Raw genomic sequence first — 13,603 nt, 5'->3', positions numbered from 1 at the left:
ACTTAACAAAGCCGACCTTTAGCGTTAGTTGGTACATTCTTGGCCAAAATATTCGATCGCCATTTATTCTGAATAGATTTCAACCCTAGCGCAAGGTCCATATCAGACAATCGCCCTGCCCTAAAGGCAGTATTGAGTTTACTCACATCGCTTTCAACTAGAGCAGTGTAGTCTACGTGATTGCTCCAATGGCCAGGAAGATCAAGGGATTTAGCCAAATCTTTTGTTCGAGGCAACTCGATACCGTTGGACGGTCCATCAGGCATAAATCCAAACGTTTTCGCTTTGTCGAACATTTGTGGATACTTCTTCATCACTTCTTCGGGAATAATGTGATGAGCTGCGTGCATATCTCCAGGCCGCATACCTAGTTCAACACGTAAGTCGGCACTCGACAATCCTTGAGGGTCAATCCACCCCATCGAGTTGAGCACGTAAAAGTAAAGATTTCCTCCGCCCAACAACCCTATCGGATCCTGCGTAATAAACCGCCCAACCTCCGGATCATAATACCGAAACGTATTGTAATGCAGCCCCGTTTCGTCATCGAAATACTGCCCCTGAAACCGCAGATTCTGCTCGACCTCGTTCACTTCCAGCTTTTCTACCGAGCCCCACGCCTTATACGTCGCCTGCCAGACAATCTGCCCCTCCCGGTCAGTCATCTCCAGCGGCGTACCAATCTGGTCAGTATGGAAGTAATAAAGCGTCTGCTCCCCACCCTCAACCTGATCCACCCGCGCTAACGGCGCATAACTCCCCGGCTCGTACACATAAAGGCTGCTCTGCCCCGGCGCCTCTTCGCGCAGCATGCGCAGACCTTGCCAGAGGAAATTTTTGTGCTGGTTTTTTCCGGAAACTGTTGAGGTCTTGCTAACTCGTCGACCGAGGCTGTCGTAACGATATTCGCCAGTACTCTCCAGCTTCCCCTCCAGCAACGTCTCAGCCCGAACCAGCCGATTTTCACAGTCATACTTGAACGTCTGCAGCTTGCTTATACCGCTCCATTTTTCAATCAGGTTGCCCCAGGGGTCGTAACTGTATTCCTGATCTCGCCACTGTTTGATCCGGTTGTCCTTCACGTGATCAAACTTGCTGGTGTTGAAATTCAAGCGGTTCGCCGCCGCGTCGTACCTGAACTCTTCGCTGTCCACCAACCTGCCGGTGTCACGGCTGTGCAGCTGCCCGTTGGCTTCGTATTGGTACTTGATCTCACCGCGCAGTTTGTCCAGCGTGCGGGTCAATTCGCCAGCGGGATCGTACTGGTGGCGGCGGTGGATCGGGTTGTAGGCGTGCTCGACCAACAGAGCAGGCTGGATGCCTGGGTTTTGAATCTGCGAGAGCTTTTCTGCCGGCAGGGTCGAGGCGAATTGCCAGGCCTTGCGCCCCATGGCGTCATAACCAAAGCAACTGGTGAGTTTGCCCTGGGTACGCAGCACCTCGCGGTGCAGGTCATCGCGCTCCATGTCGCTGATTAGTTGGCCGTCGAGGTTGAGTTGGTGCAGATGGCCGCTGCCGTAGTACAGGTGATTCAGGTGCTGGCCGGTAGGCAGAGTCAGGGTGGTCAGGTTGCTGAGTGGATCGTAGTCGTAGGACAGAGCGCCTTGGGGCGTGGTTTCCTTGATCAGGCGACCCAGCAAGTCGTAGGCAAAATCGAGTTTCTCCGCGCTGACGCCGAGTTTCTTGCCGTTGGCGGTGGGCTTGCGCTCAATGGTGAGCAAGCGGTCTGCGTCGTCGTAGGTGTAGTCCTGCCGAGCGTCGGCGTTGAGCTTGGCGAGCAGGCGGCCGATTGGGTCACGCTCGAATTCGGTACTGCGCTGTGGGCGTTCACCGCGTTCGCCGCAGCCGATTTCGTTGACTCGAGTCAGGTGCCCGCCCAGGTTGTAGCTGAACTGGCGAGTCAGGTTGTCGATGCGTTTTTCTTCGACAAGGCGGTCTGAGGCGTCGTAGGCAAATTGGTAAGCGGCATTGTTTTCGTTGACCAGCGCGGTCAGGCGTATGGCTTGGTCGTATTCATAGCGAATGCGCTGGCCCTTGGCGTCCCGACGGCTGCTCGGCAGGCCGCGAGCGGTGCGCAGCAGGTGCGTGGTCTGGCCTTTGCCGTCGGTGTGCGTCATCACTTGGCCGAGGGCGTTGTAGGTGAAGGACTCGGCGCTGCCGTCGGGGTGCTGGATGCGCAGCACTTCGCCGTCGGGCTTGCGCTCAAGGGTGGTGGTCTGATTCAGCGCATCCGTAACGGCGAGCAAATGCTGCCGCTCGTCATAACGGTAATACGTATTTTTGCCCGAGCAATCCTGGAAGCGCTCGACCTGGGCCAGGGTGTTCCACCACAGGTATTTGGATTTTTCCGTGGCGTCGATGATGGTGTGCGGCAGGCCGTCGTCGCTGTTGAGGTATTCGGTTTTGTGGCCCAGCGCATCAACTTCGGCGATGAGGTTGCCCTTGGCGTCGTAGCGGGCTTTCCAGGTGCTGCCGTCGGGGTAGTCGACCTGGGTGACCAGCGTCGTCAGGTGGTGATACTGATATTTGATCTTTCGCCCGAGCGGGTCGGTTTCTTCCAGCAGCCGCGCGTACTCGTCGTACTTGAGCTTGACGACATTGCCGTCGGGCAGTGTAAGACCGGTCATGTTGCCGGTGTCGTCGATCTGGATGACGTAGTGCTCGCCACCGAAGTCGCGGCTGGCGGTGACGCGGTGATCGCTGTTGTAGTGGATCTCGGCTTCGCGCCCCAGCACGTCGGTGATCCAGGTGGTGCGGGCGTTTATGTCGTAGCGAAAATGAAAATGCTCGCCATCGCTGGTCCAGTGTTCCACCACGCGGGGCTGGTCGCCGATAGTCTGCCAGCGGTAGTTGCAGGTCAGGCCGAGGGCGTTACTGTGGCTGGCCATGACGCCATCGATGTAGCTGAAGCGGCGGACCGAATCGCGGTTGCGATTGATCACTTCGCGAAGCTGGCCGTTATCGTCATAACGATATTGCACCAGGGTTTCAACGGCCTGGTTATCAACGATGCGTTTAACGTCGGTCAGGCGACCCAATGGGTTGTCGTAATGCAGGTGCACCCGTACGCCGCCGGTGGCGCTGATGTCGGTGAGCTTGCCGTCAACGGTGTGGGTGAAATGCAGGAAGTGCCCGAGGGCGTTTTCGATGCGCTGCAGCGGTACCGGCGCGTTATTGCTGGGTACTTCGCCGAAGTAGAAGAAGATGTTATCGAGGGTTTGCAGCAGGTAATGGCCGCCTTCGGTGCAAACCAAGTAGACCTGTTCGTGAGGATTGTAAACGCGCTCGCCCGGCTGCACGTCGACGAAGGGTACGGTGCGCCCCTGGTTGTCGGTCAGGTAAACGAAACGGCCGCTGCGCCGCAGGTTTTGTTCCCAAGGCAGCACCCACCCCTTGCCGAGCACACTGTCGACGGTCAGGTCGCTGGCGTAGAAGCGTGACCATTCGATGGGCATCAGGCCCGGGAGGCTGAAATCGGTTTCGTCAGGAATGACCTTGCGCCCGGTGGTGGCGTCGACCGGATTGCCGACCAGACCGCCCACTGCGCGCTCGATGGCCGGCCCCACGACATAACGACTGGCGACCTCACCGGCGACGAAACCGGCAGTGAATTTCAGCACGCAGGGCATGACCGCTTTCATGCCGGCCTGGGTTCCGGCCTTGATCAGTTGGGCGATACCGCCCGCTGCACCGGCGACCGCCATCAGGATATCGACCGTGGTGCGCAGCCAGCCCGGAATTTCGTCGTCTACCGGCAGGTAACGGTGGGTGCCACCACCAATAAAGACGTTGCCAGAGCCGCTGGAAATCGTGGCTCCGCAGGTGATTTTGTCACCCTTGCGCGCCGCCGCCGTACCGTTGATGAAGACGTTGGTCGAGCCTTCGGCAACTTGCACCGGACCGGGATGTTTGTCGCAGGCACCAATGCTTTTTTCGACATGAGCGGCCTTGCGACCATTGATGAAGACATTCGCCGACGCGAGGATGATGGTCCCGGAGGGTGAGGAAAAACTACTGCCTATTGCCTCCCCCAACGACGTCAGCAGGCTACCTCCGACGCCTGCGGCCAAGCCCGCCAACAGGGCCACACCGAACCCACAGGTGAAGGTCGCGATGGCGACCGTGGCAACCAGGGCAATTCCGAGTGCGGCCCCGATCAGGAACCCGCCCAGGGCACTGGTGTGGGCGATTTCATCGCCAAACCTTGCGGCTTCGAACATGACCGTTACTCCTGTTCGCTGGAGTCGGTCTTGTCTACACCGGGCTGGCGCGGCTGGAAACTCGCCAGCAGGTCTACCCAGTTCTGGTTCTGCTCACTGCTGAAGTCAGCCTGGGCGGTGGTGGAGAAAATGATGGCGCGCCCTCGCTCGATCAGGAACGCCGCCTGACGCTGATAGAACGGCCGGCCATCGGTCGTGTAATACGCGTCGATCTGAACGCCTTCGATCGGTGCAGTCCTGGAAAGCTCGACCGCCTTTTTGCCCAGCAAGGTGTAACCACGCAGCTTGGACGCGAGCATTTTCACCTGACGATCGACGTAGGCCTTGAGCGCTTCGTCGGGCAGCAGCATGTCCCTGGAAATGGTGATGCTCAACGGCGCAGGAATGCTCGCCCCCAGCACAAACATATTGACCGTGCGGTCCTGAAAACCCTGCGGCAACGCGATGCTGCCTTCCTGCAACTCGTAATCCATGTGAGTAAATTCCTTAATTCAAAAAATAGGTATCAGCGGGCCGCGAGGCCTTCGAGCATGCTGTCGAAATCAACCAGCCAAAGGCTCAGCGCAGGCTTCGTCGGGTCAATCACGCAGGCGATATCCAGCCATTGCACCTCGTCACTGCCGGCCACTGGAACAATGGCGCCGACCAGGCGTCCGTGGCGTTCGGCGTGACCGATTTTGCAGTGAAAATCCAGGCACTTCGCGGCACTGCCCGCCACGCTGTAGTCGCGCTGACGGATGATGCGCAAGTCCGGATGAAGCGTGCGCAGCGTCTGCACGCCGGCATCGAAAAGTTGCTGCAGATTCTGGCCCTGCATCACCTCTCGACGCTTGATGGTCAGGATGATCGGCTCGCCTTCATGTTCGAGGGTGGTCTGAGTCTCGCGGAAATGGAAACCCGCTGGGAATACCAGATTAAAACCACCGAAGTTGAAGCTGCTGGGGATGTTTTGCAGTGCAACGACAGCAACGGGTTCAGGCTCGGGCGCTGGCACAACGAGGGGCGCATTCAGCTGCTCGAGACGCGCGGCTTCCTCCAGTGCAATGCGCTTGGCGGAGATACGATCATAGATACTCGTTCTGGTCATTGGCCGGCGTTCCTAGTCATTGACCCGAACTCCGGAGCCGGTGATTTGGGTGGTGCCTGGACTTGTCGTGTTCTGAAAGCATTGGCGGCAACGTCCATCAACATGTGTCTCTCCTTGAAAGCAGTGAGGAAAGCTACCGCCCTCGCCAAACACTGCGCATAACGAATCTGACTGAAGGGTCAGTGACCCGATTGCAGCAACATCAACCGCATAAACCAGCGTCCATAACGCGAACTTGCAAAAATCAACAGCGCAACTTTGTGTGAATTTTCCTACATATTTTCCCATCACGTTTCTGCAGTCCGCCATATTTACGGAGACGGGAACGGTAACTGCTAAAGCGACAGCAGAAATTAAAGGGATGTCACATTCTCAGCGTATTTATAGTACCGCGAAGGCGGCAAAGGAAACACCCTCGCCCGATAGAGTGTCAACCCCTGACTGGCATTTAAGTTGCGCCACAGAATGTGGCTGGTAGTTTAAGAATTTGTTTTTGCGTGCAGAGAGACAGAAAAACTCGATATATCAAGGGCGAACGCCAGTTAAACGGGATCGAGAAAATTGCTGTTGCCTTATTGACATCATTGCCGAGTGTTACGAGATTAAGAAGCAAATAGGATCCGCATTGCATTTATTATGCGGGCCCAGTCAAGATAGTGGCTAATAGCCATTACTCACCCTCGGAACCATCCAGGTGAGCTCCGAATGGGCAGCTATTAGGTTTTTCGGGATTTCAGACAGAGCTTGGTTAATCAACAATAGTTTAAACTTCACTTACAATTACCCCGGATACAATCACTTCCAATTGACGCTGACTCCGATATATTGCTTTCGCAGGACGCAATCAATCTAATTACAGGAGTTACACACCATGAGCATTAAAACCAAAGACTGGATCGCACAAATCAACCGAATGCCCGGCGACCCATTTTTCCGCACGTTTTGTACTGTAACCGTTGCAAACTCTGGCGTGACGCCACGACTGGTAATGTCGGCCACGCAAGACAAAACCACCAACTTGCGCCTGGAGCTGCTACTGGAAAAGTCCGACGGCATGTCATTGCAAGTCTTAACGGAAAAGTTCGTCCAATATAAAGAGCAGGGAGACTCTAATGTTACCGGCGTCAGCATTTTCTATAATGGTGAAAAAATCCACCATATAAAAGACATCATGATTACCCACTAAGCTTGAATGCGCCTTCCCTTCACTGGCATGAAGCGAAGGCGTTATTGATCGATGCTATTTCAATCCGCGCATTGCCCCCGAAGCAACTCCGCCAGCCCACTCGCCTCAATCGGCCGACTGATCAGGTAGCCCTGCACCTCATCACAGCGCTCGCGACGAAGAAATTCTAGCTGCTCGCGCCGTTCGACCCCTTCCGCCACCACCTTCAACGACAAACCATGGGCCATGGCAATGATCGCCCGGGTAATCGCTGCATCCATTTGCCCCTCCCCCAGGCCGCGAATGAACGTCTGGTCGATTTTCACGTAGTCCACAGGAATGCGCTTGAGGTAACTGAGGGAGGAATAGCCGGTGCCGAAGTCGTCGATCGCCAGTTTCACCCCCAGACCGCGCAACTGCTGGAACGTCGAGATGATGTGCTCGACGCTGTCCAGCAACTGGCTTTCCGTCAGCTCCAGTTCGAGGTACTGCGGCGCCAACCCGGTTTCTTCAAGAACCTGCCGCACCAGGCTGACCAGCTTGCCCTGGCGCAACTGATGCACCGACAGGTTGACCGACACCCGGATCGGCTCTAGCCCCTGACGCTGCCACTCGCACGCTTGCCAGCAGGCCTGGCGCAACACGAACTCGCCGATCGCGCCGATCAACCCTGTTTCCTCAGCGAGGCCGATGAATTCCGCAGGCGGCACTCGCCCTCTGGTTGGATGATCCCAACGCACCAACGCCTCGGCAGCGTTCAGCCGGCCCGAGGCGAGGCAGAGTTTCGGCTGGTAGAACACCTTCAGCTGCTTTTTCTCAATTGCTTTGCGCAACTGGTTTTCCAGCTGCAAGCGTTCCAGGGTGCTGGCCTGCAGGCTCTCGGTGTAGAACTGGAAATTGTTGCCGCCCAGATGTTTAGCATGTTGCATGGCCATATTCGATTGGCTGACCAGCGCCGATATTTCCCGGGCATTGTCCGGCAACATGCTGATGCCCATGGACGCATTGACCACCAGCTCGTGACCTTCGATGTTCACCGGCAAACGCAACTTGGCGGACAATCGGGTCGCCACTCGCACCAGGCTGGAGAGGCTGGCATAACTGTCGAACAACACCGCAAACTCATCGCCGGACAAGCGCGCAATGGTGTCCGCCTCCGGCAGCGCACTCACCAGCCGCCGGGCCATTTTCTGCAACAGCTCATCGGCGATATCGTGGCCAAGGCTGTCGTTGAGCAACTTGAAGCGGTCCAGGTTGATGTGCAGCAACGCCAGGCTGCGGCCACCCTGCCGCACCCGTTGATGAGCTTCACGCAATCTCTCGCGAAACAGCGACCGGTTGGCCAGGCCCGTCAGTTCGTCGTAGTGAGTGAGAAACCGCATGCGCTCCTCGGATTCGCGCCGCGCCGATAGATCGGCGAAGAACCCTACGATATGGCTCACATTTCCCCGGGAATCGCGTACCGCGTTCAATTGCAGCCACTGCGGATAGAGCTCGCCGTTTTTGCGAGTCTCCACCAGTTCACCCTGCCAACTACCGTGTTGCTCCAGCGCCTGGCGGATAGCGCTGTAGTGTCGGCGGGCATCGCGGCTGCAAGGCAACTCGACGACACTGAGCCCGAGCATGTCGTCGAGTTCATAGCCGGTGACCCGGCTGAAGGCCTGATTGGCCGCGATCAGGGCGTAATTCGGATCGAAAATCACGATTCCTTCGCTCGCTGCTTCGAACACCGTCGCTGCCAGTTGGTGTTGTGCCTCCAGGCCTTTGCTCACGCTGATGTTGCGGCGAGTGCCGACCATGCGCACCACCCGGCCATTATCGCCGCGCTCCACCGCCCGCCCGCGATCTTCGATCCACACCCAGTGACCGTCGCCGTGACGCACGCGGTACTCGATCTGATAATCCTCACTACGCCCTTTCAGATGCTCAACCAGCGCGCGCTTGAGGGCTGGCAGGTCATCGGGATGCAGGCGTGGCTTGAGATGGCCGAGCATGGCCGTGACGAGCTCCGGCTCCAGGCCGAACAGCTCCTGCAGCTGTGTGTGATGAACTTCGTCGGTCTGCAGGTTCCAGTCCCACAACCCCAGCTCGCTGGCTTTCAATGCCAGCGCCAGGCGCGCCTCGCTTTTACTCAGTGCCTGGTTAGCCAGATCAAGTTCGAGGCTGCGCTGGGCAACACGACCTTCCAGCCCGGCCTGGATTTTGCGCAGTTCCGCTTCAGCGCAGCTTCGCTGCTCCACCTCCCTGGCCAGCTTCTGATTAAGCTGATCGCTGCTGCTTTGTGCTTGCTGCAGGTGCTCGATCAGCGCCTGATTTTGAAAGCGCCGCAACAGACCTCGATCAATCAGCCGGTTGACCTGCCAGGCCACCACACTCAACGCACCGAGCAGGATCAGACCAAACCAGCCCCAGCCTTGTCCTTGCTCATCGCCTCCCCAGAACAGATAAGCAATCGCCGGCAACAGACAGGGCAAGGTAAAAGAGAGAAATGCCGGCAGGCTGACGGCGTAGGCCACACTGGCCGACAAGGCGGCGGCACCGATCAGGCCGAACACCCAGGCTTGCTGGATAAAGGTGTCCGCCGGAACCAGCGCGATGCCGGCACCCGCCAGGGTCAAGCCGGTCAGGCTGGAGCCCAGCAAAAACATGCGGCGCCACACCGGATGGGCCTGGCGGTTGGGAATCGCCGAATCGAAGGCGGCGACCTGGATTACTCGCAGCGCCACCAGAGACAGCAACCACACCAGCCAGACGCTGACCAGGAAGTAGCGCTGCGGGCTCCAGAGCAAGCCGGCACACACCATACCATTGATCAGCATGAACAGCGTGGGCAGCAACGAACCCTGATAAAGCAGACGCGTGCGCTCGACCGCCATTTCCATGGCGTACTGTCTGCGAATAACCCGCGGCTCCACGGAGGGCCCCGCCAGGTCGATGCTGAGGGTCATAGGCAAGATTCTTGTTCTTATAATGATGAGCTTGAGCCCGAAACGTCGACCGAGCATACACAAGCACGTGCCTGGACCAAACCGCTGCAAACTATAAAAAAGATGAAATTTGCCTTCACTGTCAGTCCCTGAAAACCCGCAGAGCAAGCCCCGCCAGGGCTTGCAGGCAGTGACTGACCGGTCGTCATCCGTGCGTCTTTCATCGGCAAATACAAAGCTCGGTTTGCCCGGTGTGACGGCGCACCCTAGAATGCCCCGATGCGCGATGATCTCTCCCTTCTGCTGAACTCCCTCAACGATGCCCAACGCCAGGCCGTAGCTGCCTCCGTGGGTCGTCAGTTGGTCCTGGCCGGTGCTGGTTCCGGTAAAACCCGAGTGCTGGTGCACCGTATCGCCTGGTTGATCCAGGTCGAGAACGCCTCGCCCCACTCCGTCCTGTCGGTGACATTCACCAACAAGGCCGCTGCCGAGATGCGCCATCGCATCGAGCAGTTGATGGGTATCAACCCGGCCGGCATGTGGGTCGGCACCTTCCACGGCCTGGCGCACCGCTTGTTGCGGGCGCATTGGCAGGAAGCCGGGCTGAGCCAGACCTTCCAGATTCTCGACAGCGACGACCAGCAGCGGCTGGTCAAGCGGGTGATCCGCGAGCTGGGGCTGGACGAACAACGCTGGCCAGCGCGCCAGGCCCAATGGTTCATCAATGGGCAGAAAGACGAAGGTCTGCGCCCACAACACATCCAAGCCAGCGGTGACCTGTTCCTGGCGACCATGCGCAGCATCTACGAAGCCTACGAGGCCGCGTGCCTGCGCGCCGGCGTCATCGACTTCTCTGAACTGCTGCTGCGTGCCCTCGACCTGTGGCGCGATCACCCCGGCCTGCTGGCGCACTATCAGAAGCGCTTCCGCCACGTGCTGGTGGACGAATTCCAGGACACCAACGCCGTGCAGTACGCCTGGTTGCGCCTGCTGGCCAAGGGCGGCGACAGCCTGATGGTGGTGGGCGACGACGATCAGTCGATCTACGGCTGGCGTGGCGCGAAAATTGAAAACATTCATCAGTATTCGGCCGACTTCCCGGATGCCGAGACCATTCGCCTGGAGCAGAACTACCGCTCCACCGCCGGTATCCTCAAGGCGGCTAACGCGCTGATCGCCAACAACACCGGGCGTTTGGGTAAAGAGTTGTGGACCGATGGCGGCGACGGCGAGGCGATCAACCTGTACGCGGCGTTCAACGAACACGACGAAGCTCGTTACGTTGTCGAAACCATTGAAAGTGCGCTGAAAACCGGCCTGGCGCGCAGCGATATCGCAATTTTGTATCGCTCCAACGCCCAATCCCGCGTGCTGGAAGAAGCCCTGCTGCGCGAGCGCATTCCGTATCGCATCTACGGCGGCCAGCGCTTCTTCGAGCGTGCGGAAATCAAGAACGCCATGGCCTACCTGCGGTTGCTGGAAGGTCGTGGCAATGACGCGGCCCTGGAACGGGTGATCAACGTTCCGGCCCGTGGCATCGGCGAGAAAACCGTCGAGGCGATCCGCGAACATGCGCGTCACAGCGATGTGTCGATGTGGGAAGCCATGCGCCTGCTGGTGGCCAACAAAGGCCTGACCGGACGCGCTGCAGGTGCCCTGGGCGGGTTTATCGAGCTGATCGAGAACCTCGCTGCCAAGTGCACGGACATGCCGCTGCACTTGATGACCCAGACCGTCATCGAGCAGTCCGGGCTGATCGCCTATCACGAAGCGGAAAAAGGCGAGAAGGGTCAGGCTCGAGTAGAAAACCTTGAGGAACTGGTCAGCGCCGCACGCAACTTCGAAAATACCGAGGAAGACGAAGAACTGACGCCACTGGCGGCATTCCTCGGCCACGCCTCGCTGGAAGCCGGCGACACCCAGGCCGACGAGCACGAGGACAGCATTCAGCTAATGACCTTGCACAGTGCCAAGGGTCTGGAATTTCCCTACGTGTTCCTGGTGGGCATGGAAGAAGGCCTGTTCCCGCACAAAATGAGCCTGGAAGAGCCAGGTCGTCTTGAAGAGGAACGCCGTCTGGCCTACGTTGGCATTACCCGGGCAATGCAGAACCTGGTAATGACCTACGCCGAAACCCGACGCCTGTACGGCAGCGAAACCTACAACAAGGTGTCGCGTTTCGTACGCGAGGTTCCGAAAGGTCTTATTCAGGAAGTGCGTTTGTCCAACAGTGTAAGCCGGCCGTTCAGCAATCAGTCGATGAGCGGCAGCAACCTGTTCAGTGGCAGCGAGATTCCGGAAACCGGCTTCAGCCTGGGTCAGACGGTGCGCCATTCAATCTTCGGTGACGGCGTGATCCTCAACTTCGAGGGCGCCGGTGCCCAGGCCCGGGTACAGGTGAATTTCGGTGAAGGCAGCAAGTGGCTGATGCTCGGCTATGCCAAACTGGAAGCCATCTGAAGCCCTGCTCGATTGTTTTTCTGTAGGAGTGAGCCTGCTCGCGATAGCGGTCTGTCATTCAACACATTTGTTGAATGACACTCCCTCATCGCGAGCAGGCTCACTCCTACAGGTTTCGATTTCTTTCTGAACCTATCGACTTTTCCTACGGCCGAAAGTACATGCCCTTACTGCCCGACCAAGCTGAACGACACCTGTCAGGCAAAAGCCCGAAACACTCTGCCGCTAGCCAGTAACACTTCAGCTGTGCAACATGGCGCGCGTGCCTTCCACAAATGGGAATTCCCTTTATGAAACGTTTTCTTAGCATCGCCATGGCGTTGTGCATCGGCCTGACGATGAGCCTCGACGCCAACGCCAAGCGCTTTGGTGGCGGCAAGAGCTCCGGCGCTGCGCCGACTCACCAGACCAGCCAGATGGCTCCTTCTTCCGCTGCAGGTGGCGCTGCTGCCACTGCGGGCGCGGCCGGTGCCGCTGGCGCCGCTGCCAAAGCCGGCGGTGCTTCGCGCTGGCTCGGCCCTCTGGCCGGTATCGCTGCCGGTGGCCTGCTGGCCTCCATGTTCATGGGCGGCGGCTTCCAGGGCATGCAGATCTTCGACATCCTGATCATGGCGGTCATTGCCTTCCTGGTCTTCCGCTTCATCGCCGCTCGTCGTCGCAAGCAGCAGGCGCACATGGCTCCAGCCGGCCACGCACCAATGCAGCGTGAAGTGTTCGAGCAGAAGCCTGCCGGCGGTTCGATCTTCGGCGGTGCAGCAGCACCGGTTGCCGCTCGTCCGGTGATCAACGCACCAGCCTGGTTCAACGAACAGAGCTTCATTGAAGCAGCGCGTAACCACTTCCAGTCCCTGCAGCAACACTGGGACGCCAACGAAATGGACAAGATCGCGGAATTCGTGACCCCACAATTGCTGGAGTTCCTGAAACGCGAACGTGCCGACCTCGGCGACGCTTTCCAGTCCACCTACATTGATAACCTCAATGTGCAGTTGGACGGCGTGGATGACCGTGCGGACAAGACTATCGCCACCCTGACCTTCAGCGGCGTGTCGAAGACTTCGCGTTTCGACCAGGGCGAAGTGTTCAGCGAAAGCTGGAACATGGAGCGTCCACAGGGCGAAAACCAGCCTTGGCTGGTAGCCGGTATCCGCCAGAACGGCTGATCACCTCTGAGTTAAGCATGCTGTAATAAAAACCCCAGCCTCGGCTGGGGTTTTCTATTTCGCGGTTGCATCTATAGCAAGCTACTGTATAAACCGCCCCAACCAAACCGCGCCAACAGCAAGAGGATCCCGGACGTGGAAGAAATCATCGAACAACTGCGTGAAGCCAACGAACCGGTACCAGTCCCCTTGGAGCTGCCTGACGAAGACATGCTGGTGGAAATCGAAGAACAACTGTTCATCGACATTCCATTCGTCTTCCGGGAATTTCTGCTAACCGTCAGCGACGTGGTCTACGGCAGCCTGGAACCGGTGACCGTCACTGACCCGCAGTCCCACACCTACCTGCCGGACGTGGCCGCGAACGCCTGGGATGCCGGCGTTGATCGCAGCCTGATTCCGATCTGCCAGGACGGAGATGACTTTTACTGCGTCGAAGAAGACGGCACCGTGGTGCTGTGGCAGGCCGAAGAAGAGCTGATTGCCGAAGAAACCTGGGAATCGGTATGGCACTGGGCGCGGGACGTCTGGCTGGAAAGCTGATCGTCTGGAATGGCGACTGCTGAGCAGTCGGACGCAGC

8 protein-coding genes are annotated in these 13,603 nt (G+C 58.2%); 4 read left to right on the top strand and 4 right to left on the bottom strand.

The window, feature by feature from the left end:
* Positions 1–2: 2 nt before the first annotated feature.
* Genes ACYZTK_RS15650 through ACYZTK_RS15640 form a run of 3 tightly spaced genes read right to left on the bottom strand, consistent with a single transcriptional unit; the run spans position 3 to position 5,307 of the window.
* The gene (locus ACYZTK_RS15650; protein WP_462010721.1) at positions 3–4,220 is read right to left on the bottom strand and encodes an RHS repeat-associated core domain-containing protein; all 4,218 of its coding nucleotides are present in this window, start codon (positions 4,218–4,220) and stop codon (positions 3–5) included.
* A gap of 5 nt (positions 4,221–4,225) precedes the next feature.
* Positions 4,226–4,693, bottom strand: a complete 468-nt coding sequence (locus ACYZTK_RS15645; RefSeq protein ID WP_462010720.1) for a DcrB-related protein — start codon at positions 4,691–4,693, stop codon at positions 4,226–4,228.
* A gap of 32 nt (positions 4,694–4,725) precedes the next feature.
* Complete coding sequence (locus tag ACYZTK_RS15640; RefSeq protein WP_462010719.1) at positions 4,726–5,307, bottom strand: hypothetical protein; 582 nt, start codon at positions 5,305–5,307, stop codon at positions 4,726–4,728.
* Between the two features lie 871 nt (positions 5,308–6,178).
* Here ACYZTK_RS15640 and ACYZTK_RS15635 point away from each other — a divergent pair.
* Positions 6,179–6,493, top strand: coding sequence for a hypothetical protein (locus ACYZTK_RS15635; protein ID WP_462010718.1), 315 nt, complete (start codon positions 6,179–6,181; stop codon positions 6,491–6,493).
* Between the two features lie 59 nt (positions 6,494–6,552).
* Here ACYZTK_RS15635 and ACYZTK_RS15630 read toward each other — a convergent pair whose 3' ends face one another.
* A complete protein-coding gene (locus ACYZTK_RS15630; protein ID WP_462010717.1) occupies positions 6,553–9,420 on the bottom strand; it encodes a putative bifunctional diguanylate cyclase/phosphodiesterase in 2,868 nt (955 codons plus the stop codon).
* 258 nt (positions 9,421–9,678) lie between these two features.
* On the opposite strand from ACYZTK_RS15630, the gene uvrD reads away from it, so the two are divergent.
* The 3 genes from uvrD (at position 9,679) to ACYZTK_RS15615 (ending at position 13,565) form a co-directional block, all read left to right on the top strand.
* Complete coding sequence (gene uvrD / locus ACYZTK_RS15625) at positions 9,679–11,859, top strand: DNA helicase II (RefSeq protein WP_462010716.1); 2,181 nt, start codon at positions 9,679–9,681, stop codon at positions 11,857–11,859.
* A gap of 290 nt (positions 11,860–12,149) precedes the next feature.
* Positions 12,150–13,022: a Tim44 domain-containing protein gene (locus ACYZTK_RS15620; protein WP_462010715.1), complete on the top strand. Its 873-nt coding sequence runs from the start codon at positions 12,150–12,152 to the stop codon at positions 13,020–13,022.
* Between the two features lie 135 nt (positions 13,023–13,157).
* A complete protein-coding gene (locus ACYZTK_RS15615) occupies positions 13,158–13,565 on the top strand; it encodes an SMI1/KNR4 family protein (RefSeq protein WP_095152597.1) in 408 nt (135 codons plus the stop codon).
* Positions 13,566–13,603: the final 38 nt, after the last annotated feature.

It is taken from the genome of Pseudomonas sp. LB3P31, assembly GCF_054897945.1.
The sequence above is the reverse complement of the archived record's forward strand: the minus strand, read 5'-3'. Positions and strand labels throughout refer to the sequence as shown.

Excerpts from the sequence above, each read along its gene's own strand:
- ACYZTK_RS15650 (WP_462010721.1), bottom strand. The coding sequence starts at position 4,220 with ATGTTCGAAGCCGCAAGGTTTGGCGATGAAATCGCCCACACCAGTGCC.
- ACYZTK_RS15645 (WP_462010720.1), bottom strand. The coding sequence starts at position 4,693 with ATGGATTACGAGTTGCAGGAAGGCAGCATCGCGTTGCCGCAGGGTTTT.
- ACYZTK_RS15640 (WP_462010719.1), bottom strand. The coding sequence starts at position 5,307 with ATGACCAGAACGAGTATCTATGATCGTATCTCCGCCAAGCGCATTGCA.
- ACYZTK_RS15635 (WP_462010718.1), top strand. The coding sequence starts at position 6,179 with ATGAGCATTAAAACCAAAGACTGGATCGCACAAATCAACCGAATGCCC.
- ACYZTK_RS15630 (WP_462010717.1), bottom strand. The coding sequence starts at position 9,420 with ATGACCCTCAGCATCGACCTGGCGGGGCCCTCCGTGGAGCCGCGGGTT.
- uvrD (WP_462010716.1), top strand. The coding sequence starts at position 9,679 with ATGCGCGATGATCTCTCCCTTCTGCTGAACTCCCTCAACGATGCCCAA.
- ACYZTK_RS15620 (WP_462010715.1), top strand. The coding sequence starts at position 12,150 with ATGAAACGTTTTCTTAGCATCGCCATGGCGTTGTGCATCGGCCTGACG.